This is a genomic window from Coprococcus sp. AF38-1, assembly GCF_003603945.1.
In the GTDB taxonomy this organism is placed as follows: domain Bacteria; phylum Bacillota; class Clostridia; order Lachnospirales; family Lachnospiraceae; genus Coprococcus; species Coprococcus aceti.
Map to the genome: position 1 here is coordinate 1 of NZ_QVGO01000004.1, position 24,022 is coordinate 24,022.

The 24,022-nt window shown below is 46.0% G+C and carries 16 protein-coding genes, 1 pseudogene, 1 riboswitch and 1 other annotated feature; all 17 genes and pseudogenes read right to left on the reverse strand.

What is annotated here, in order from left to right:
• Positions 1-77 precede the first annotated feature (77 nt).
• Complete coding sequence (locus DW025_RS06430) at positions 78-359, reverse strand: homing endonuclease associated repeat-containing protein (RefSeq protein ID WP_055271920.1); 282 nt, start codon at positions 357-359, stop codon at positions 78-80.
• Positions 360-403: 44 nt separating this feature from the next.
• Positions 404-6,646 (reverse strand): DUF4430 domain-containing protein, encoded by a 6,243-nt coding sequence (locus tag DW025_RS06435; RefSeq protein ID WP_243104920.1) that lies wholly within the window; start codon positions 6,644-6,646, stop codon positions 404-406.
• A gap of 162 nt (positions 6,647-6,808) precedes the next feature.
• Positions 6,809-6,951: riboswitch (cobalamin riboswitch) on the reverse strand.
• A 273-nt stretch (positions 6,952-7,224) separates the two neighbouring features.
• Positions 7,225-8,049, reverse strand: coding sequence for a hypothetical protein (locus DW025_RS06440; protein ID WP_119999227.1), 825 nt, complete (start codon positions 8,047-8,049; stop codon positions 7,225-7,227).
• Between the two features lie 145 nt (positions 8,050-8,194).
• Positions 8,195-9,316: a hypothetical protein gene (locus tag DW025_RS06445; RefSeq protein WP_119999229.1), complete on the reverse strand. Its 1,122-nt coding sequence runs from the start codon at positions 9,314-9,316 to the stop codon at positions 8,195-8,197.
• Positions 9,303-10,031, reverse strand: a complete 729-nt coding sequence (locus DW025_RS06450) for a helix-turn-helix domain-containing protein (protein ID WP_119999231.1) — start codon at positions 10,029-10,031, stop codon at positions 9,303-9,305. The genes DW025_RS06445 and DW025_RS06450 overlap by 14 nt, the downstream gene beginning before the upstream one ends.
• Entirely contained in the window at positions 10,019-10,243 is a 225-nt protein-coding gene (locus DW025_RS06455) for a hypothetical protein (RefSeq protein ID WP_119999233.1), read from the reverse strand. Before DW025_RS06455 ends, DW025_RS06450 begins: the two co-directional genes overlap by 13 nt.
• A gap of 59 nt (positions 10,244-10,302) precedes the next feature.
• Positions 10,303-10,509 (reverse strand): annotated as a pseudogene (locus DW025_RS06460) (23S rRNA (uracil-5-)-methyltransferase RumA); the annotation flags it as partial.
• A gap of 263 nt (positions 10,510-10,772) precedes the next feature.
• Positions 10,773-11,816 carry a virulence RhuM family protein gene (locus DW025_RS06465; RefSeq protein ID WP_119999235.1) on the reverse strand — a complete coding sequence of 348 codons (1,044 nt, stop codon included), beginning with the start codon at positions 11,814-11,816 and terminating at the stop codon, positions 10,773-10,775.
• A 283-nt stretch (positions 11,817-12,099) separates the two neighbouring features.
• Positions 12,100-13,479, reverse strand: coding sequence for a 23S rRNA (uracil(1939)-C(5))-methyltransferase RlmD (gene rlmD / locus DW025_RS06475; RefSeq protein WP_119999238.1), 1,380 nt, complete (start codon positions 13,477-13,479; stop codon positions 12,100-12,102).
• A 177-nt stretch (positions 13,480-13,656) separates the two neighbouring features.
• Positions 13,657-14,181 carry a metallophosphoesterase family protein gene (locus tag DW025_RS06480; RefSeq protein WP_119999239.1) on the reverse strand — a complete coding sequence of 175 codons (525 nt, stop codon included), beginning with the start codon at positions 14,179-14,181 and terminating at the stop codon, positions 13,657-13,659.
• 61 nt (positions 14,182-14,242) lie between these two features.
• On the reverse strand, positions 14,243-14,845 hold the full coding sequence (locus DW025_RS06485; RefSeq protein WP_119999241.1) for an XTP/dITP diphosphatase: 603 nt from the start codon (positions 14,843-14,845) through the stop codon (positions 14,243-14,245).
• 39 nt (positions 14,846-14,884) lie between these two features.
• On the reverse strand, positions 14,885-16,579 hold the full coding sequence (locus DW025_RS06490) for a lectin like domain-containing protein (protein WP_119999243.1): 1,695 nt from the start codon (positions 16,577-16,579) through the stop codon (positions 14,885-14,887).
• Positions 16,576-17,733, reverse strand: coding sequence for a THUMP domain-containing class I SAM-dependent RNA methyltransferase (locus DW025_RS06495; RefSeq protein ID WP_118017954.1), 1,158 nt, complete (start codon positions 17,731-17,733; stop codon positions 16,576-16,578). The genes DW025_RS06490 and DW025_RS06495 overlap by 4 nt, the downstream gene beginning before the upstream one ends.
• Positions 17,734-17,765: 32 nt before the next feature.
• A complete protein-coding gene (locus DW025_RS06500; protein ID WP_117875111.1) occupies positions 17,766-18,074 on the reverse strand; it encodes a rhodanese-like domain-containing protein in 309 nt (102 codons plus the stop codon).
• Between the two features lie 130 nt (positions 18,075-18,204).
• The gene (locus DW025_RS06505) at positions 18,205-20,847 is read right to left on the reverse strand and encodes a valine--tRNA ligase (RefSeq protein WP_119999244.1); all 2,643 of its coding nucleotides are present in this window, start codon (positions 20,845-20,847) and stop codon (positions 18,205-18,207) included.
• A gap of 95 nt (positions 20,848-20,942) precedes the next feature.
• Positions 20,943-21,158, reverse strand: a binding site (T-box leader).
• A gap of 61 nt (positions 21,159-21,219) precedes the next feature.
• On the reverse strand, positions 21,220-22,056 hold the full coding sequence (locus tag DW025_RS06510; protein ID WP_117549702.1) for a hypothetical protein: 837 nt from the start codon (positions 22,054-22,056) through the stop codon (positions 21,220-21,222).
• A 7-nt stretch (positions 22,057-22,063) separates the two neighbouring features.
• Complete coding sequence (locus DW025_RS06515) at positions 22,064-23,989, reverse strand: DUF5716 family protein (protein WP_119999246.1); 1,926 nt, start codon at positions 23,987-23,989, stop codon at positions 22,064-22,066.
• Positions 23,990-24,022: the final 33 nt, after the last annotated feature.

A 24,022-nucleotide genomic window follows, 5' to 3' on the forward strand; every position in this document is an offset into this window, starting at 1 on the left:
ACGCATAAAAATACCCTCCTTACTGGTTGTCCAGTAAAGAGGGTACATATCAAAGTAAACCTGTGGTTTAAAATTTTTTATTCAGTTTTCCCGTTCTGCTTCGCAAGCTTGTACTGGGTCATCTTCCTCTTGGAAGCTATGCGCTTATGCTTCTTTGCCTCAGCCCGCTCCGCAGACCGGTCAGGAAGAATGCCACAGGCCTCAAGGGCTCTCGGCCATGGCCCAAGGTAGGATTTTATCCAGCCAACCTGCTCCGGTGTAAAGTCTGACTTTTTCGGATATCTTCCAAGTGAAATATATGCGTCCAGAAGCATCTGACAACATTCTTCACGTGTATAGCCAGCTCTCTTGTTCTCCATACCTCTTTCCTCCGGATCATCTCTGCGTTTCTATGGTCTGAGAATTATTTTACTTTGACAGACTTCACTGAGCTGCCAAGTCCCATGTATCTCTTGCCATTTATTGTCTTGTAAGCTCTTACTCTCACATAGTATCTCTTGTTCTTTGCTAGATTCTTGATAGTTGCACTGCCATACTTTGCGCTCACATACTTTGTCTTTGCAGACTTAAAGTTCTTGTTTGTAGCATATGTTATCTGATATCCGGTAGCACCGCTTACCTTCTTGTAGGTCACCTTAAGACTTCTGCTGCTGTTTGGTGCAAGCTTTGTTATTGATGACTTTGCAGGGGTAACTATCAGAGTTACGATTCCGCTTGCCTTGTTGTAATTGCCGTTGCCTGAGACAGTGATCTTTATCTGTACTCTGCCCGGCTTCTTGGTTCTCACAAGACCTGACTTGCTGTTCACTATCGCAATATTCTTGTTTGTTGATGAGTAAGTTACAGTTCCCTTACCGGCAGCCTTAACGGTTATATATCTGTTGTATACATATAATGTGTTGCCTGTCACTGTCTGGTCTGCCTTATTGATCTTGAAGGTCTGCTCAACACTGCCTGTATAATCGTTCTTACCTGTTATAGTTACCTTGGCTGTTCCGGCGTTCACGTTATTTGCATACGATGCTGTATAATCAGCCACCTCAAGTTTCTTACCGTCAACTGTTACTGTAACCTCAGGCTTCTGTGCCTTGCCTGTATATGTCACATCTGCAACTTCTATAACTGTGTTGTCCTTTGTGAGTGTAACCTTTGTATCCGGCTCCTCTGGCTCTACAGGAACCTCCTTGACTGTTATCTTGATAACGATCTGTCCAGCCTCGTAGTTCTCTGTTCCCTCAGATGAAACTGTGATCTCAGTCTCACCGACAGCCTTGACTGTCACACGTCCTGTCTCAGGATCTACCTCTGCCACCTCTGGTGCAGATGATGCAAATGTAAGTGTACCCTGTCCTGTAACCTTGAGATCAAATGGCTCTGCATTTTCAAGAACCTCGATCTCAGTCTTTTCTGTAGTTATCGTCTTTGTAGACTTCTTTATCTCGAACTCGCCCTGAATTGTACCAGAGAACTTACCAGTTCCCTTTACCGTACAAGTACCCTTTCCGGCATTTACGTTATCACTGTATGTAACCTCATAGCTGCTTGGATCAAGCTTCTTGTCATTTACATATACGGTAACTTCCGGTGTGAGCTCCTCTCCAGTGTACTCTGCGTCTGCTATCTCAAGCTTTGTATTGTCCTCAGTGAGTGCTGTCACTGCCATGATCTTGTACCATGCAGTTCTTCCACCTCTTGATGTGATCCTGCACACAACATCATTTGTCAGGTTGATCTTGGCTGAAAGTCCGTCAACCACAACATAATGGCCATCCGCAGTTGTCTTGTATGTCATGTCAAGCTTTACAAGATCTGCGCTCTCCGGCAATACAACACCGACCTCAAATGGATCAGCCTTTGTTCCTGTTCCATTCAGAACCTCTCCATTTGCCTTGTATGTGTAGGTAGAATTCCAATTCTCATCGTATTCTGTCTCTGTGGTAAATGTTATCTCTGTTCCATCTATTGTCATGGACTCAAATGTAGGAAGTCCTGAGAATGATGCTGCTACATCTGCTCCTGTGAGCTCATAGTGAAGCTCGATAGTGTCGTTATCCTTTGCAGCCAGTGAACCAAGCCCACCGTTGTCAAAGTCGTCTCCGTTGTATGACAGCATCCATCCTGACATTGAGTAGTCAGCAACTGATGCAAGTCCGTTTACAGATACGATATATGGGCCATAAGCTGACTCCTGAATATCGTAGGCTATTCCGGCATTATCCAGTGCACGCTTTACAGCGTCAACCGCGGAAGCTGCCTCAACCTTTGTGTTCTTAAGGATAACTCCATCCTTTGATGCACCATTTATTCCGGCTGCACTTGCTGTGTAGTCATATACACCTATGTTGAAGATAGTAACTCCGTCAATTACAGTTCTTACCTTCTTGTATGTCTCTACAAATTCTCCATCTTCTGCTGTCAGAGGAACATTTGCCATGATCTCTGCTGCAGGTGCCACGTTCAAGATGGCCTCTCCGTCATTGATCTTGGTAACTGTGTCAACTGTGAGCTTCTTGACTGCCTCTATATTAGCAGCCGATACATATGAAGCCTGATTCTCTGTGATGCTCTCATCTGCTGCGGCTGTGCATGAATATGCAGATCCTGATATTGTCAGATCCTCTGAATAACCTGCAAATACGCCTGTTGTGGCTGCGTCACTGCCATTTACAGTTCCTGCGCTGTAGCAGTCTGTGATCTCCACGCCTGCGTCATTTGACGTATTACCCTTGAAAACACCTGCAATACCGCCTGCATTTGTCTGGCCTGTGATCGTTCCTGCATTGTAGCATGAAATGATCTTGCATCCAGGATCCTGTGGATAGTATTCATTGTGGCTTCCGAGTATTCCACCAACATTTGTCTTGGCTGTGATGTCACCATAGTTTGTCGAATTCTGTACGCAGATATTTCGGCTGCTCATAGATCCTATGATTCCGCCGACGGTACCACCGTTTTCTGCCTTAATAGTTCCATGATTTACACAGTTCTCAATCACTGTGTTGCTTATTTTGTTCGTGTTACAGTATCCTACCAGACCACCTATCGAAGCTGATGTATTTGTGCCTGTGTAAGTGATATTTACTTTAGATGTACAACCTGCTACTCTTGCCGGTGCATCTGTGGTTCCCTGATACAGGTATCCCACAACCGCTCCTGCTGCAGTCTTGGTGCTCATGATGATAGTTCCCTCTACTGTGAGGCCGCTGATCCTTGCACCCGCCTGTCCAAATATTCCTGAGTAGCCTATATCATTCTGATACAGATTGCTGATAGTATGTCCCTGGCCGTCAAATAAACCCATGTATATGGCACCCGATGTACCTATTGGTGTCCAGCTATATCCTGCAAGGTTGATATCCGCTGTGAGCACTGCATTTATGTCGACCTTCTTATTGACATTTACCTCATTTTCAAACCAGTACAGCTCTGCACCTGTGCTGATCTGGTATACTCCGTCAACCTGTTCGGGCTCGGTCTTGCTCTCGCCATCCCAAGCAGTTGCACTTGACGCTGTGAGGCTGATGGTCTGTGACATCTCGCCGGAAGTATCCTCCGGGATCTCAAATGTTCCCTCGGCATACATGTATCCGGCACACTTCATAGTGTAATTGTACTGTCTGCCTGCAAGGCCATTGAAGCTGCCGTCATTTACTGTTACGGCATTTCCTTCAGTATCCTTTATGCTTACCTTATATCCTTCTACTGCTTCGTTTGTAGCACCATCCACTACATCAAGCTTTACCTGGACAAAGTCTGTCTTTGCCAGCTTAAATGACATATCCGGGAGACTTCCAAGGTATGCCACACGTACGCTTGCTGCCATCTGTACAGGCTTTCCTGTTGCATGGCGGACCTCTCTGTGTGAACCGTATGGCGAACCAAATCCGCCCTCATACAGAACTCCGCTCAGCGTGTACTCGTCACCTGCAAAATACTGAGGTATCTTGACTGTAACTGTCTGGGCAGCAGGATATGATGCAAATGCATACTGGTTGCTTGCTCCTGAGAATTCATTTCCTTCACCATCTGACAGTTTTATAGTTCCGGCCATGTTGTAAATTCCTGCAAGCTTGTTGGCCGGAATATACAGACCATCGTATGCCTTCTTGCCATCCTCTGTACGCTTACCATATGAAACCTCTATGGTATCACCGGCTCTGAGTTCATCTGCTGAGATCTCGTCACCATCAGCGTTCTTATATGTGTATGATACCGGGACTTCCTTTGCACGTACTACCTGATATGTGCTAACTCCGTCCTTTGTCACCTTTATTATGTTTGATCCCTCTGTGAGACCGCTTACAGTGTAGCTTCCATCATCATTCTTCTTGACATCTGCTGTTGTAAATCCACTGTATGTAAGCTTGTTTCCCGTGATCTGTGGATGAAGAACTGATACTGCCACTCCATCCTCCGGTGTAAATGTGTACTCTGCACCGGCTGCTCCCTCAAGATAATACAGAACATCGATCTGTGCATCCAGATTGTCTACAGCAGTCTTAGCAGTCTCTGTGTTGCGTCCTGCATTTAATGTCATATTTGTCTGAATGTCTGAGCCGTCATTTCCTACAGTGAATACGACTACACCTGTGTTCTCAGGCCAAATCGCACTGAAGAATGAACCGCCCATACCAGGCTTGTTGATCTCGGCGTCATAGGTTACGAGAAGTATCGCTGTACCCTCTGATTTCGCCTGGATCTCAGCAACCTCTGAGTGATCTCCCGGAACTACGCTGATGACATCATCAGATACGTTTCCATTCTCATCAATGACTGTATAGTGGTAATCAGGCTCTGCTGACTTGGCATTCATGATTCCCTCTATAGCCTGCCAGTTACGGAAGCACTCAAGGCTGTATGTCTCACCCTTCTGCATTGACACATAGCCCTTCTCATTGGATGTCATGTAGATATCTGCGACATCTGAGCTGTTGGCTGACATGTCATGTACAACTGTGCCAGGGCCATATGTGCTGTCGCCGATGTACATATCCTCGGCTGTTACCTTGTACTCAGCATCTGTGGTTGTGGAGAACCAGTTCCAGTATGTCACTCCCTCTCCACCAGTTACACGGTAGTAATATGTGATACCACTTCCAAGCTTATACTTGTATGTGTCATATCCGGCATCCTTGCTGTCTGTCTTGATGCCAGCCTCATCCTTATATATATAGTATGTTGAAAGTGTACCAACTCTGAGCTCAGTTCCCTCTGGAACTGTGAACTCTACTGTCTTTGCCGCTGCAAGAGCTACTGAATAACCGTAGCTTCTGTTGGATGTAAGTGTGTTTGACACAGTCTTAGAGATATAGTCATCTGCTCTATCTCCAACCGGATCATATGTCACTGACACCATATCAGCATAGTAGAACAGTCCTGCATACTTTGCCCAGGCGTCATCTGACCCCTCCCTGGTCTTTACAAACTCTGCATGTCTGTCCACATTGTCAGGAGACATAACCTTACCTGTGACGGTATAGTCAACGTCTTCCTTCCAATATTTTTTGTTGCCATCTACAGTGTCATAACCTGTACATGCTATATCTGTGATGCTGTATATGCTGTATGACTGCTGTGGATCGTCTGTGACTACGAGATCTATAGATCCCATATCTGTCTTCTCGTCACCGCTCTTCTGATATGCTGACAGACGGTATGTACCCGGCTCAAGCTCAAGGGTATACTTGCTGCCATCAGGCTCTCCAACTTCAATCTCATTGCCCTCTGAATCAGCCAGAGTCATGTAAGGAGCAGAATAATTCATGGTTACAGATACTGTATTTCTCTTGTCGCCCCTGATCTTCTTCTCAACTGCCTGAACCTCATCTGCAGTTGCAGTGAGATCTGTCATGACCGCCTGAACCTCTTCACGTAGAGCCTCGTCCTTAGCTATCTCATCTGCATGCTCTGCATAGAGCACATAGAGCTCTGTCTTGTCCTGAGTCTCATAGTATGCATACTCAGAGTCAAATGTATTCTTATCCGGATTGTAGCCATATCCCAGATCTGCGCCATAATCTGCGAGCGTGAACTGCCAACGGATAACGTGTGTATTGTCTACTCCGGCTGCAGAATCTACCTGATATTCTCCTGCGCCGACATTTCCCAGTATATTGTCAACTGTGTTCATCCAGCCAGACATGCTGAAATAATCAAACTGGCCAAGATCTTTTCCTGTCTTGTCCTTAAGCTCAAGTGCCTTTCCATTCTTCTTCTGATAAGCATCCTTAAGCTCCTGTGGAACATTTGCAGCTCCCTTATCAATGCCCTTTATGTTGGCAAGATAATAATCGGAACTATTGTATTTGTCTGTTCCTGAAGGTTCTGTTTCAAGTCCCTCTTTCTTGAAAAACGCGTAAGTAGCCTGTGATACGGTAAGCTTAGACAGGTCGATGTCTATGCCTTCCTCTTTCCAGACTTCACCGATCTCTTTGTAGGACATTCTCTCCGGCTCGATATAGAAGCCCTGACCAAGAGTAAATCCCTCAAGAGACAGCACAACGTACTCAGTGCTGTAATCAACTTCGCCATCACTCTCTGCGGCGGCAGCCTGAACATAGCCCCAGCTTGCATTTGAAGCAAATGGTGCCACTAAAACTGCGCATGCCAATAAGAATGAAAGCATCAATGTCCTGATTCGTTTCATCTCCTATTTTCCTTTCTTTATTTAATTGTAGGTTATAAAGCAGGGAATATGTATTCTGCTTTTCCCACGCCCAAAAGCTAACAGATGAACTGTCGTGTCATCCGCATCCGGGTACTCCGCATATCCCGGCTGTCTGTGTCTGTCAGACGCCGTCACGCGGCCGGAAATCTCATAAAATCTGCGGGCATTCTGACTGAAAGACACAAGTCTTAACACAGTAATGGCGGTTGCACCGGAATCTCACCGAATTTCCCCCTGATCGGATGCTTTTCAGGACGGCATCCGAGCAGATTTTCACTATGAAATCACAGGGTTTATAGTAATTGTGAATCGGGGAATTGTCAACTCCAAGTACCACTTAATGTACTTTTTTGTCATATTTTATTAGTAAGGTGAGATATGTGTTTTATCCATATCACACATTTCTGCATAATATGTAAGTAGAGAGAAATTACTGAGAATACCTTTGGATTTCATTCTGCTGTCCACAGCATACATTTGGTTTACAAAAGCCGGGTATCCCTATTTTATAGAGATATCCGGCTTTTCTTCTGGCTCTTATTCTGATTACTTTTTAGTTACGGAAGCCAGCTTATTCTGACCTCTTTGAGCTGTCCTGTTGTATCGTCAAACTCAAATGTATAGCCGCTGCTTCCCATATAAACCTCAGAATCTACACTGTACTTGACTATCTTGCCATCTACTTCTGCATTCTCGCTGCACTTTTCAAGCAACTGATCCTTGGTGATAGTTGTAGGGAATGAGAAGTTCACCTGCTTTGCACCGTCAAGCATCATCTCACTGATCTCTGCATTCATGCTGGCATCATAATCCGGGTTTGGCACAAAAAGGTGTGAATACCTTACATATGAGAGAACGCAATCCTCCGCCTTCTGCTCACTGTCAGTAAAGTTGCCAAACATAAACTGCATCGTTACGTAGTCATTGATTTCTGCTGTGTATCTGTCAGTTTCGTAATTTTTATTTACATTGTTGCCACTGTTATTGAGAGAATTCTGCTCAAATGGTATTCCACCGTCTATAAGATCCTTCAAGGTGGACTCACCTAAAGTGAATTTCTTTCCATTATATACAAATGACCTATTGTCAAGATCTGCGTAATTCTCGCTGAGTCCCGATGCCAATGTGAAATCCTCATATACAGGCATCGTAAATTCTGTGGATTCCTCACTGTAATCGGTTTCATCTGCATATGAATCATCAGATTCAGTATCACCTGTATCCTCAGCCTCAGATTCCTCCTCCGTTGCCATTTCCGTTTCGGTTACCTGCTCTGTTGACTCCGTCTCTCTGGTGGATTTGCCATCATTTCCACATCCAACTATAGAAATTCCCATCACCACCGTGATAAGTCCTGCAATCAGCATTTTCTTGTTCCTCATATAATAATCCTCCTTAAAACCTAGTGGCTTTATTATTAAGAATGTCACTATATTTTATCAAGCCGTAATCGGTTGCAACGGGGCAACTATGGGTAGCAAACCGGAATTATAGGGATTTTCGTCACTTTTTTGTAATCTATAGTGCTTATTTCTCCGTAATGTTCATGAAACTATAATAAGTGTCTCTGTCCATGGCATCCGGATTATCATCGGCAAATCCGCTGACTGTATATATGTTCCCATCCTTCAGATCAGCATATGCATTAAAATAGTATGTGATATTTCTCTTGCCGTCCTTTATATATAAGGTCGAATATGTGTAGTAATAAAATGTCACACCATTTACCTCACACTGACCTTCCTCTGTTACCTTTGATATTCCGGCCCCGGTCTTTCTGTCTGCCATATCAGATGCTGTCATCCAACTATACGGTACGATCGAAGTCACAACCGTGATCTTATCACCGTCTGAATAGTATGTCTTACCTGACAAATCCTCATTCTGAAGGCTGTAATTTTCAGGGATTTCATATGACACGGTAGTATCTCCATTCACGACACTGTCCACTACTCCCGTCTCCATAGCTTCGTCCTCCTGCCAGTATGCGCCTGTCATATCATTTGTCTCATCTGTGGGAACGGCCCCCGCAACAATAGCCACAGCTTCATCGGCAGCCTTCTCATATACCTCAGCTCTCTCCGACCCGCTCAGCGCATCTATATCTATCTCATCAAATCTTATCGAAGTAAAGAAACGCTGACCTTCCCCGGCATCACATATAAGCTGATAGAAATATGATCTGTCGAACTTCGCACCTCGTTCATTTGCAAAACTCGCTATGTATCTGATATATTCCTTCCCCTGTATCTCGAACTTCTCAGGCTCCAGCTCCATCACATAACCTGCGTCCTCAATATTTTTCTTGCGCTGCTCTCTGTTGTCCCAGAAGTCCGCAATCGTCTTATCCTCCACATCGATCTGTATCAGATAATCATCACAGCTTCTTATATTAAGGCAGCCACTCTCATGTATGATTGCCTGTCCTACCGGATTCACAGAGAAGGCATATCCCTTGAACACTATATGCCAAGGCTCTGTCTCATCGTCAGCTATTTTATTTCCATCCTGTTCAGTTTCACTTTTTTCTTCCGTCTTCTGCGCGCTGTTCAGATCAATAACGCCCATAAATTCAAGAGCGACAAATGCAGCTCCCGCCAGTATGCATGCTATAACGATCGCGCAGACAATTTTTTTACATTTTTTCATCGGCTGTCTTATCCTCAAGTATGATCTGAAGTGTATCTTCTTTCTTCATCCTTCTTATCTCAAGCCCAATGAGGGTCAGAAGAATAATAAACACCAGCATGACAAATGATGCGGCAACTATGGTTGATGCCTTGTAATTCAGAAACAGTCCATTACCGTCCGCCCCTGTGTACAACTGTATGTAATCTCCATCTCGTACCCCCGGTACATCAAGCCACGCAGTATCCATGATCTTTCGGCCATTGTCATCCAAATATGCCAGATCAGCTTTTGTATACTGCTGATACACCTTCTCCACGCGCACATTTCCGTTCTTATCTGAATGGCTGGTCCACTCGTTCCTCACAAACAGCACCGCCACCACAATTACACAGAAAACGCATATGGCTGCCATCACGCAAAATAATATTTTCAATCTGGCAAGCCTGCCTTTTCCCCTGAGATTCTTCAGATGGACAGCATTATTCGCTGAAGTCCCATCCCCGGACACCTCTTCCGGCGCCTCCGGCTCCTCACCCTTTCCATATATAAGTTCTCCAACCTGTACATCCAGAATCTCACATATACACACAAGCCTGTCCAGATCAGGATACGCCTTATCCCTCTCCCACTTGGACACAGCCTGTCTGCTGACTCCCATCTTTTCCGCAAATTCCTCCTGATTCAGCCCGGCTTTCTTCCGGTACTCCTGAATCCTGGATCCTATAAGCAGCATTTGTTTTCCTCCTTTTCCCGAATATTCGGATTGACATTCATATTGTTAATAAGTTCTTTTAGAGAATTGGCAATTGGCTTATCTTCCACTTCTCCATCTATATCCATATTTTCCAGAAAAATATTATGACTACTCACGTCATAGAGAACGTATCCACCAGAATAACCAAGCCATCCTATAGGAATAAATTTTTTAATATCACCCATCTTCATATTCTTTCCTATTTGGCATCTCTTCCGGAAACCACGTCAAACCTTCTGTCCGGTACATTTTATGCATCCTTGATCGCCTTTTCCTTCTCCGCCGGACATTGAGGCTGTCTGCTATCCTCCGACTTCGGTAAATTATAGTTCTCTCCAACCTCTATTCCACATTTTCTTTTTACCTGTGAAATATACAGATTAGAGACCTTTAACCCATGCTCTTTCAGCACATACTCCGCTTTCCGTTGGGACAGAAGAACTACCGTCTCTACATGGCACGATGCCTTCTGATTGATGTCAGGTTTTGTGCCCGTTCGTGGAAACATATCCTGTCAAAAAGGAAACAGGTCCACACCTCTGATATCGTGCATTCACAGATGCAAACAGATGCAATCTGTGGCAAAATTGACATTCATATCACGGCCTTGACCACCCCAGTCTATGGGAACAAATCGGTATAAGTCCTTTACTACCTATATAATGCAAGCCGATTTTACATTGCTGCTCTCTGCCACTGTCTCGACCTGGAATCAGATCCTTATTTCTTTGCGCTTTCTTCTAATTCCAGCATATACTTATCAAAATCAGACATGAACAATCTATCCTGGATGACACGGTATTTTTCAAATTCTGTCTCAGCATGAAGCTTTTCAATTTCTGCGGACACCTTACCTGCGTCCTGTAAAATACCATAGTCAAACATTTCAATAAAGCTGTTGAGTCTCTTTTCCCAATCCTGCATCGTAAGCGGGATATGGCGTAAAGTCATGTTTTCAGCAAAATCCAGATATGCCGTCACCATACGATTCAGCTGCTTCATTTCATCCTGGCTCAGATAATTCTTCGCAACCGTAACATCGCTCTTCCTGATCTTTCCTTCCGGTGCATCTGCCCAAGTAGTTAATCCCATATGCTCTTTTGTATGATCAGCTCTTTCCACGATCAGCTCAGCTGCCGTATGTCCATGAACTGCGTAATGCATCTTATTCTGAACGGTCGCGTAGAATCTTCTCGTCGTTGCAGAATTTTTGTCATAGTCAATGGCTGTCGCATACAGGTCGGTGATCTTCTGATAGAACTTTCTTTCGCTGGCACGGATCTCACGGATGCGCTCTAACTGCTCATCGAAATACTTCTCCGTCAGATACGTTCCGCGTTTCAGCCGCTCATCATCCATCACCCAACCTTTGATGGTGTAATCTTTTGCAATCTGATTTACCCATTTACGGAACTGTACCGCGCGCTCGGAATTGACCTTGAAGCCTACAGCAATGATCATTTGGAGGTTATAGTGCTTGGTATCGCGTGTGACCTGACGAGAACCTTCGGTTTGAACTATTCGGAAATTCCGAATAGTTGCGGCCTCTTCCAATTCACTATCCGCGTATATTTTTTTAATATGTTCATTTATCGTCGGTAAACCAACATCATACAATGTGGCCATCATCTTCTGTGTCAGCCATATATTTTCATCCTCATAGCGCATTTCTATGCTGTCCTGCTGATCACCTACAGAGGCAACATAGGTCAGGTATTCCGCTGCGCTGGAGCGGATGGTTATCTCATCTTTTTTCTTTACCAAATAAAGCGCCTCCCTTTTTCTTATCACTAGATCCAGCAATTCTTCTTAAATTTCTCAATCTGAGCTAATTCTTCCTCAGAAGGTTCTTCTGCCTTATAATCTATCAATGATCTGATAGTTCTCTATTCATTTTCATATTCATATTCAAGATTCTTTGTGTTCCCCGTCCCGAGGTCTAACGCAACAACAACGGTTACTTTCTTCACAAGGCTCTTTTCTTTGTGATTTTCACCTATTTTTCTGAAACTGAAAAACCTCTCAAAGTGCCTAAAATCAAGGATTTTTACATATCGGTCCGATGTAGTGCAACTATTGTTTCTACGTGAACAGTGCCCGGAAATTGATCGACAGCGCATGCCTTAGTCACGAAATATCCGTTCTCCTGCAGAGTCACCAGATCCCTGGCAAGTGATGTAGGCTTGCAGCTTATGTACACAAGCTCATTCACGCCATAGTTAATGATCTTTGTCAGAGCCTTTGGGTTGATTCCGTCACGAGGTGGATCAAGAACTATGAAATCCGGCTTCTCCTCTATGTCATCTATGACCTTAAGAACATCCCCCGCGATGAACTCACAGTTGTCAAGGCCGTTGAGCCCGGCATTCACACGGGCAGCCTCCACGGCTTCCTCAACGATCTCCACACCGATGACCTTCTTTGCGACAGGCGCAAGAAGCTGGGCTATGGTTCCGGTTCCGCTGTAGAGGTCGAATATTACAGCATCCTTTGTGTCGCCCACATAAGAGCGAGCTTTGTCATAAAGTCTCTCCGCACTCTTGGTATTTGTCTGGAAGAATGAGAACGGTGATATCTTGAATTGAAGTCCAAGCACCGTCTCGTATATATACTCTGTTCCGTAGAGCAGATTTGTCCTGTCGCTGATGACCGCATCCGCCATGGAATCATTCTCCGTGTGGAGGATTCCTGCAATTTTGCCCTCAAGTGGCAGTTCCAGCAGACCCTTCACATATGCGTCAAGATCGAGAGCCTCCAGATTCTGGGTAGTCGTCACCAGATTCACCAGCAGATCGCCATTGGTAGCAGAACGTCTTATAACCAAATGGCGCAGAAGGCCCTCATGCTGCATCTTTTTGTAATATGGGAGTCCCGCCTCCTTGCAGAACTGGACAGTATATTTCACTATCTTGTTCAGATCATCATTCACTATATAACAGTCATCCATCTGTACGATGTCGTACGTGCTGTTCTTCTTGTGAAGTCCCAGTGCCAGCGGACCATCCTTATACTCATCGCCAAATGAGAACTCCATCTTATTTCTGTATCCCTTTGTCACAGGTGAAGCAAGTATCCCCTGCCACTCATAATGATGCGCCCCACTATCTATCACACCGTCAAGGAGACCTTTGACAAGCTCCTCCTTCACCTTGAGCTGGTTCTCGTAGCTGAGCGTCTGGTAACTGCAGCCACCACACATACCAAAATGCGAACATACCGGCGAAGCATCCTCAAGCTCAGACTTCTCAAGAACCTCAAGGAGTCTTCCGTCAGCCTTGCCCTTCTTCAGCTTCGTTATGCGGCAGCTCACTTTCTGGCCTTTTATCGCACCCTTAACTGTTACTTTTCTGTCATCCATATGGAAGCTGCCCTTGTTCGGGAACTCATATGTATCTATCACACCTTCAACTATATCGTGTTTCTTCATATCATTTTACCTGCCATTATCATATTCGTTAGTCTCTAGAAGACATACACTCTTGATTCTCCGTCCCCAAAGGCCGACTTCTGCTCTATCCCCACAGATCCTCAAAAAACTTCTTCCTCTTCTTCTCCTCCGGTATGGAACATCAGCCATTTAAAGCTGCCTTCGGCAGGGCTGATGCTACATGTCAAATTTTCTTCGAAAACTTGACACATTCGACTCTACCCTCGGCAGCTCATTCTGCGCAAAAAACGGCGTTCCGTGCTGGTCAAAGTCCAGCAGCATATACGTTCCAACTCTGTTGTCCCTCGGCAGAGCCAGACTTCCCGGATTCACTATATATGAACCCTTGTAGCTCGTCAGGTCACGGCGGTGGGTGTGTCCATACATTACGAAGTCATATCCTTCCGTGTCGATAAGCTCCTCCAGATATGAAATACCGCTGTTCACACCATACCTGTGTCCATGCGTTATAAATGCCCTCTTATCTCCGATGTTGAATTCGTCATATATCTGGAGCTCCGGGTTGTAATCGCAGTTGCCCCTCACCATGTGGATCTCACAGTCAAACAGATCATGTATCAGCTTTTCATCTCCCTCAACATCTCCGAGATGTATCAGCATTTCCACGTCGCCAACTATATCGTGTATCTGTTTTAAGCAGCTACTCTTGCCATGAGTGTCACTTATTATCAGTACTTTCATCTATTCCTCCTAACGAGAATCCATCGATCCCACTGATCATTAACTGATTTATTCCTGATTCTCACTTACTCTCCCTGTGCGCTCTGATGACGTTCTTCATCAGTCTCAGTGCATTTCCCCTGTGACTGATCTTGTTCTTCTCCTCAGGATCAAGCTCCGCAGTGGTCTTGCCCAGCTCTGGAAGGTAAAATATAGGGTCATACCCGAAACCGTTCTCGCCGCGCTCCTCGTAGCCTATGATTCCCTCTATGGTTCCCCGCTCTGTGTACTCGCTTCCATCCGGGAACACTGCTGCTATAGCGCACACGAATCTTGCTGTCCTCTCAGGATCTGGAACCCCGGCCAGCTTGTCTATTATGTACTGGTTCTTTATCCTGTACGATGTGTCCTCACCAAGGAATCTCGCGCTGTATATTCCAGGCGCCTTGTCCATGTAATCGACCTCAAGTCCTGAGTCATCCGCAAGCACCAGGCATCCGCTTGCCTTGCTGATGGCTCTCGCCTTGATCAGAGCATTCTCCTCAAATGTCTGTCCGTCCTCAACTATATCTATGTTGATCCCAGCCTCCTTCATGGACTGTATCTCATAACCAAGATCCGCAAGTATCATGCGGACCTCCTTCATCTTTCCTTCATTTCCCGTTGCAAATATCAGCTTGTCCATAATAGTTCTCCTTTCCCACAGCTTACATACACTTCCTGTTTATTCTGTCTTATCCGTAAATGCCTTGAGGCAGACGTTACATTTTCTCTCTTTTTCCGCACTGTACCACTGATTTCCATACAGACTTATATAGCCTTCTCCATCGGAGATGTCAAAGCTGTCGGTCATGGAATCCGCATCATACTCTATGGCTATCGGGTATTTGCTGCCCGGCGTGGTTATATGTACTATGACCGCAAATTTCTTTTCATCCGGGAGCTTGACCACATCATCCAGGTTGACCGTGTAGTATCCTGCGTACTCCATCTCGCCTGACGCGACAAGCTTCTTATTTGCCAGATCGTCAGTGTTCTCAAAATTTGTAGCCACATATACTTCATATGTCGTCTTTGCATCAGTAGCATAGAATGACACAGCCTTGAGCTCCTCGCTCTTGCCTGCCGTGTAAACATTTGCAAAGTAGGCATCCTCCTGGTCAAATCCAAGGACTCCTACCCAGCCCAGCTTATCCGACTGGTATATCTTATCGTAGTTGTCTGCACCCTCAAGTCTGGTGTACACAACACTGGTCTCGCAAATATGCGCATCATAGTATGATATATAGAAATATCCATCCTCGCCAAATTCGGTTCCCCAACTGTTCTTACAGATAAAAGCACCATCTTTCTTCGGCGCCTTGTTAAAGTTGTTCTTGCTGTAATTGTCATCCCATCCTACTATTACCACATCGTGGTTGATTCCCTCTGAACCATCATAATAGTACGCATGAGTCTCCTCGTTGTAATACTCCGAGCTACTGTCGGCATCTATCATATCGCTGTATATCGCAGTCTCCACACCGCCCTTGGTGTACACTGCCTCTTTCACAGCCTTCAGATTCTTGTCGTCAATTATCTCCGCCTCCTGCAAATGCTTCACGGCCTTAAGCTTGGAGTTCGTCTTGTCATCCCCGTACGGATCATCCTTCTCGAGAACCGGTCCCTTCCAGGATGCAAGATATGCAATACTCATCCTGTACTGGCCACCCTCAAACTGTTCAACGCCAAATCCGTTGTTCATGGTCATGTTATCCACAGAGAACTGCAGCTTTTCATCCGGCATAAGAGTTGTCTCAAGCGCAGCCAGCGACGCAAATGCCCAGCATGTTCCCGAGTCTCCCTGGTCTCTGACCTCTGTGACCCTGCCCTCTTTTCTCATGTCGTAGGCGGCCGGCAGCTTACTGTCCTCACCGACCTTCTGCAGGGATACACGGCCTGTGTCATAATTGTACTCACATGTATAGTCAAGCGTGTCCGCTATATACTCTATAGGGACAAATGTCTCGTCATCCTTCTTTATCGGCGCATCCGCGATCTTCACGTCCTTGCCGTCCAGCTCTGCATCCTGGGAATCAAGCACCAGTCTGGCGACTCCTTCATTCCTCTTGATCACGATACTGCCATTCACATACTCTATGTATGTGCACTTCATCTTATCCTTGAGCATCTTCAGCGGCATCATAAGGTGAAGATTATTGCTTACATACGGCTTGTACTCGTCCTCTTCCACCTCACTGCCATTTACATACAGTGTGAGTCCCGCTTCATTGTAATCGCCCGCAAGCTTCTCAGACATGCCGGAAACTGCGTGTTGATCCTCCTCGTTCTTCTCCAGACGTCCCGACGGCTCCTTTGTTCCGTAATACGCCAGAGCACCTATGGCAAGGATCAGAATTATATATACAAATTTCTTCAAGCTTCTTCTCTCCTTCGTTTAGGCGGCTTCGGTCCCATAAACTGATAGAAATATGATTTTATCATTCCGTTGTATATCTTGCGGTTTCTGTCGGCCTTTCTGCCGATATACTTCTCCGCATCCGTATACGATGTGATCAGGAACATTGACCAGTCATCAAGACTCCTATAGCTCTCGCCGATGGTCCTGTACAGCTCAGGCAGAGCCTCCTTCTCCTCAAGTCTCTCTCCGTAAGGTGGATTTGTGATTATAAATCCATACTTCTTCGGATTTCTCAGATCCTTCACATCCCTCTGCTGAAAATGGATGTGCTGCTCCACTCCTGCTGCCCTGGCATTCTCCATGGCACACTTCACCATATCGCCATCCAGATCATATCCCTGTATGTTCATCTTCACATCGCGGTCTATGAGATCATGAGCCTCATCCACCGCATTGTACCATATCTTCTTGTCACAGATCTTGGACCACTCCTGGGCCGTGAACTCCCTGTCCATTCCCGGTGCGATGTGTGCGCCTATCATGGCCGCCTCTATCGGAAATGTTCCACTTCCGCAGAACGGATCTACAAGGACTCTGTCGCTGTGCCACGGCGTGAGCATGATCAGCGCGGACGCCAGCGTCTCCGATATAGGAGCCTTTCCAACCAGCTTTCTGTATCCCCTCTTGTGAAGTGACACACCTGACGTGTCAAGTGCTATGGTCACTATATCCTTGAATATAAATACTCTCACCGGATAGCTTGCGCCATCCTCCGTGAACCATGACACTCTGTATGTCTGCTTCAATCTCTCAACCATAGCCTTCTTGACTATGGACTGTATATCCGATGGACTGAAGAGTGCACTCTTGTTTGATGTCGCCTTGGACACCCAGAATTTTGCATCCCTTGTCAGATACTTCTCCCAGGCGATGGCCTTTGTTCCCTCGAACAGCTCGTCAAATGTGGCGGCCTTGAAGCTGCCACATTTAAGCATGATACGCTCGGCTGTCCTTATAAAAATATTTGCCCTTGCAATCGCACTCTCGTCTCCGGCAAATGTGATCCTTCCGTCCTCCACCTGGACTATCTCGTATCCAAGATCAAGTATTTCTTTTTTCAGTACCGACTCCAGTCCAAAATGACATGGAGCTATAAGTTCTACTCTACTCATTTCCTGCCCTTTCTGTGGGTTGTATATTTGTTCTATCTCTGTCTTGTGAGCGGGCCTCTGTACTGCGCCAGGCCTCCCACCGTGTTGATAACTCTGTATCCATCCTCGCTCATGATGAGCGCAGCCTTCATGCTGCTCACCCCATGAGCACAGTATACCAGCAGATATTTGCTTTTGGGAAGAGTATACTCCCTCGCTTCTATCAACTCAAATGGAATATTTACCGCCATGGGGATGTGTCCCTCCAGAAATTCATCGCGGTCCCTGACATCCACTATTATGCCGCCCCTTGCAACAGCTTCACGTATGATGTTGCGTATGGGAATACTTGTGAATCCCATTTCTCCACCTCCTTCATACCGACAGAAAAACCTCTTCTGTTATATGATATGAAGGAAATGTCTCATCGACACAATAAAAACGAAGATCCCGGCAGGCGAAAAGCCAATTCCGTCTGTCGGGACCTTATAATTACTTCTTAAGCTGTGCAAGACGCTCGGCAACCTGCTCAGACATCTCAGTGTACTTGGCAAGCTTTGCCTTCTCCTCCTCAACCTTTGCGGCTGGGGCCTTGTCAACGAACTTTGGATTTGCAAGCATTCCTGATGCACGCTTGATCTCTCCGGCAAGCTTAGCAGCCTCCTTCTCAAGTCGCTCGATCTCCTTGTCGATATCCACAAGCTCCTCAAGAGGAATGTATACAGCGGCATCGTGGATCAGTGTTGATACTGCATTCTCATCGATTCCTGTCTTGTCCTCCTGAACGTGTACCTCGCTGGCATAACCCAGTGTGGCAAAGAAGCTCTTTGATGACTCAAATATATGTCTCACGTCCTCCTTTGCAGATACGACATATACCTTTGCCTTTCTGCTAGGTGGTACGTTCATTCCTGTACGAAGGTTTCTGATGGCACGGACTGCTGCCTTGATAGTGTCAACAGCGGCCTCGTCAGCCTCAAAGTTCCACTCGTCTGTATACTCAGGCCACTTGGAGATCATGATCGACTCCTCCTCGTCCTGAATGTTGCAGAAGATCTCCTCTGTGATGAATGGCATGTATGGATGAAGAAGCTTAAGTGCCTGGATCAGAACTGTCTTAAGTGTCCAGAGTGCTGCTGCCTTTGTCTCATCCTCATCGTTGTAGAGACGAGGCTTAACCATCTCGATATACCAGTCACAGAACTCCTCCCAGATGAAGTCGTACACCTTGGATACAGCGATACCAAGCTCGAACTTCTCCATGTTGTCTGTCATCTCTTTTGCAAGTGTGTTGACCTTGGACAGGATCCAGCGGTCAGCTATTGTCAGGTCAGACAGCTTCACATTTGTGAAATCTGCCTTCTCCATGTTCATCATGATGAAACGTGTTGCGTTCCAGATCTTATTTGCAAAGTTTCTGGAATTCTCAACTCTCTCCCAGTAGAAACGCATGTCGTTTCCAGGAGCATTTCCTGTTATAAGTGTCAGACGAAGGGCATCTGCACCGTACTTATCTATAACCTCAAGCGGGTCAATACCATTTCCAAGTGACTTACTCATCTTACGTCCCTGGTCGTCTCTTACAAGTCCGTGGATCAGCACATGCTTGAATGGGCTCTTGCCTGTCTGCTCAAGTGCTGAGAATACCATGCGGATTACCCAGAAGAATATGATGTCGTATCCGGTTACAAGCACGCTTGTAGGATAGAAGTATTCATACTCAGGTGTCTTGTCCGGCCAGCCAAGTGTTGAAAATGGCCACAGCGCAGATGAGAACCATGTATCGAGCGTATCCTCATCCTGTGTGAGATGTGTACATCCGCACTTTGGACATACTGTAGGTGTCTCACGGCTGACGATGGTCTCGCCGCACTCGTCACAGTACCATGCAGGGATTCTGTGTCCCCACCAGAGCTGTCTTGATATACACCAGTCACGAATGTTCTCAAGCCAGTGGATGTATGTCTTGTCAAACTGCTCAGGCACAAATGAGAGCTCATCGGTCTTGATGATGTCAAGTGCTGCCTGTCCCATCTCCTTCATGCGGACGAACCACTGAGGCTTGATCATAGGCTCTACAGTTGTCTTACATCTGTCATGTGTTCCTACGTTGTGGCTGTGTGGAACTACCTTTACGAGAAATCCCAGTGCGTCAAGGTCTGCCACCATCTGCTTTCTTGCCTCGTAGCGATCCATGCCTGCATACTTGCCTCCGAGCTCATTTATGGTTGCATCATCGTTCAGTATATTTATCTCCTCAAGATTGTGACGCTTTCCAACCTCGAAGTCGTTAGGGTCATGTGCAGGTGTGATCTTTACACATCCTGTTCCAAACTCCTTGTCAACATATGGATCTGCGATAACCGGGATCTGTCTGTCTGTAAGTGGCAGCTCCAACATCTTTCCTACTATATCTGTGTATCTCTCATCGTCAGGATTTACTGCAACGGCTGTATCTCCGAGAAGTGTCTCCGGTCTTGTGGTTGCTATCTCCACAAATCTTCCAGGCTCTCCAACTACAGGATAGTTGATATGCCAGAAGAATCCGTCCTGCTCCTCATGTATAACCTCAGCATCTGATATGGAAGTCTTACATACAGGACACCAGTTGATGATCCTTGAGCCCTTGTAGATGTAGCCCTTCTCGTACAGTCTTACAAATACTTCCTTGACTGCCTTGGAACATCCATCGTCCATGGTAAATCGCTCTCTGTCCCAGTCCGCGGATGAACCCATCTTCTTGAGCTGGCTCACGATACGATTGCCGTACTCCTCCTTCCATGCCCATGCATGCTTTAAGAACTCCTCACGGCCGATCTCTTTCTTATCTATTCCCTGCTCCTTCAGCTTCTCTGTAACCTTGACCTCGGTTGCGATGGCTGCGTGGTCTGTACCAGGCTGCCACAGTGCTGAGTAACCCTGCATTCTCTTGAATCTGATAAGTATATCCTGCATGGTATTGTCCAGGGCATGTCCCATGTGGAGCTGTCCTGTTACATTTGGAGGCGGCATTACGATCGTAAATGGCTTCTTGCTCCTGTCAACCTCTGCGTGGAAATACTTCTTCTCCTCCCACTTTCTGTAGAGTCTGTCCTCTATCTGGGAAGGATCATATGTCTTCTCTAACTCTTTCATCTCATTCTTCCTTTCTATTCTTCCTGATCTCTTACATGTTGATATATACTTTTACAAAATTTTTCACAAAAAAACCCGCTCTCCGGACATTCTGTCAGAAGGGCGAGTAAATATTCGCGTTACCACCTTGTTTTGTATCTCATCTTATCCTATAACGGGAACGCCCCGGCATGGCCTATCCTTATCATGATCTTTCAGCCATGCAGCTCAGAAGCTACCTTCACAAATCTCTGTCAGGAACGGTCTCACAGCCCACGAACCATTCTCTCTGTCTGACTCCACATGCTACTCCTCTTCGTCACAGCATTTGCATATATCTTCTTTATTCATTGTGATAGTACAACATAGGCTGGCTGTACGTCAAGCACAAAGTCATCCTATCTGGTTTCTGAACTGATCCTTGAGTGCACTCAGGATGGAATTCATACGCCTGTCATAGTCCTCTATGTCGCCGTGCATTCTGTTGTACACAGCCTTCTGGACTTTGTTGTATATGGACATCTCATGTACATCCTCCTTTGAATCAGCGATCTCGTTCATCAGATCGTCCAGGAATCCGGCCGGCATACCGCGCTTTCTTATCTCCCTCTGGAGTGTCGCCGTGTCCACCGTCACCGCCATTACACAGAAGTATTCTATCAATGACTCATTGTTCTTATTCAGCGCAAATGCTCTGATGAAAGCATCCTTTGCCTCCTCAAGCTGAAGATTGCCCGCCAGCGCAACGCCTTTGTTGTGATATATATTTCCAAGGAACTCATCGTACTCACCATGTGACTCCTTGTACTCTATGATGTCATCGTATATGGCGTCAGCCTTGATGTAATGCTTGTACATCATGTAGCTGTCAGCTCTCTTCTTGTCCAGCTCATACGGCTTGAGAGTCCTGATCCTCTTGCACTCGTCCATGAATTCCTTCACTTCATCCTTGCTGTAGAACTCACCAAATGTAAGTATCTCCACCATGATATCCTGGATATACGCATTCTTGGCATTGAGCGCGTCTATCTTGTCCGCAAGATCCTCCATGTCTATGGCCGTTCTCAGCCAGTTGCTGAGTCTGTCCGCAAGGTCGTCTTTACCTATGAGCACCATATTGTTGAATATGTAGTAGCACAGCTCCTCATATGAATATATGGTTATCTTCGTATTGAGGAATGTGTACGGATTGTCCGCTGTCTTTGTCTTACAAATAATAATTCCACTCATATGTGTATCACTCTCCCGGATCAAAATGCTGTCCTCTGAGGTATGACGGGATGCTGAACGCACTCTGCTCATACTCATCGGAATCTTCGTCATCCAGATCCTCTTCATCTATGGTTTCTTCATCGTCCGGCTCTGACTCGTCGATCTCAGTCTCGCTGTCATCTGCATCGTCTGTAATGTCATCTGATTCTGATTCGTCATCATCTACCTCATATGCAACATCCACTGATTCCGTTTCGTCATCATCTACCTCATATGCAGCATCCACTGATTCCGTTTCGTCATCATCAATTTCATCTGAAATGTTCTCAGGATCAGAGACCGCATCATCTTCTAACTCTTCAGCCTCCGTCATATCCGCCGCATCGTCATCAATCTCTTCCACAACATCCTCTGCTTCCGTTCCGAAATCGTCCGGCTCTTCCACAGTCTCCGGCTCCACAGGTGACGCTGTTCCGTAATATACCACAGGCTCTTCATGTACCTCCTGCTCGGCTTCCACCGTCTTTGCATTACCATGCTCCACCGCCGGATCTTCGCCTCTCAGTTCCTCGGTGTCACCCATGCGTATCCTGAGCTCCTCTTCCCTTCGCGCTGCCTCAAGCTTCTCCGCATGCTTTCTCCTGATGGCTTCTATGTCAAATTCTTTTCTGTATATCTTATTTGTGGTAGGATACAAACTTCCAAATCCAAGATCACGGATGACTATCGCGCCCTTATCCGCACCATAATACTCCACGGATATCGACAGCTTTGTCGTCTTCTTTGGTCTCGCCGGAAGCCCGTATATCTCCACAGTCTCCCGCCATTCTTCCTCAGTCAGTATATCCTGGTATACGATCTGTATCCTTCTTGTGTTGTCGAGGAATACCTCTATGCTTCCGCGGGTGTTGAACCACTCAAGCCCGCCGTATGCTATCGGCCAGAACGTCTTCTTCTCATCCATGAGATTTATTCCGATATTTGTCTTGACCGTCTGCTCCGTATCTATAAAATATCTGCTGAGCGCCTCCGTGTACACACCGCCAAGCGATCTGTAACATGCACCCTTTGTATATATATTCTGTCCAACAAATACCCTTCTGCCCTGACACAGGACCGCCGCCGACTGCTTCATCCAGTTGTCAGCAAATCCTATTCCCGTGAGGAATACAGAGGATATAAACACCTGTGACATACATTCCTTAACTATATCCGCAAATGCCTCATCCATATCCTCATGGTATTTTCCAAATCTTTTCATGTTCATCCTGTCATGGAAGTTCACATGCTCAACGGTCACTATCAAAGGATATTTCCTTGTCATATCTATCCTGTAAAAATCCAGCCCGCTCCTGCCGAAATCAAACAGTCCCACGCTGTTATTCCTGAGCGGCTCAGGCTGTGCAAATATATAGCACAGGCCACTGTCCAGATGGCTCACTATATTAAACTGGTCATGGGTCAGACGGAGTGCCGACTTAAGTCCTCTGACTGCAGCTATGATGCGCGGATCTGTGTCAGCCACTGTGACTGTCAGTTTCTTTATCACAAAACCCTCAAACTGCTCGGTAAACTGTCTTATATGCAGTATCATCATCTTCACAAGAAGATCTCCCGCCTTATAATTACGCCCCGCAACTTCTATATTCTCATTTCTCAGGGTACGCTCATACACCTGATCCACAACCGTTCCATTTTCCTCGAACCTGCAGGCTGAAGCCTTCGCCCCTGCACACCAGCCAGCCAGATCTATGAACTTGTAAGCTTCACTCTGTCCGTCATCCGTCTTTTTGTTGTACGCGCTGTAGAACATGATGTTAGGGAGCATATATGTATCCCTCGCCTCCTTGTGGTACACCGATTCCGGCTCCCGCGTGTCAACATTATAATAACTAAGCTGTGCATATTCCGGGCCAAGATCCAGACCCAGATATAACTGTGTGTCAGACATAAATTATGCCCCTCCTTGTGAAAAATCAAAAAG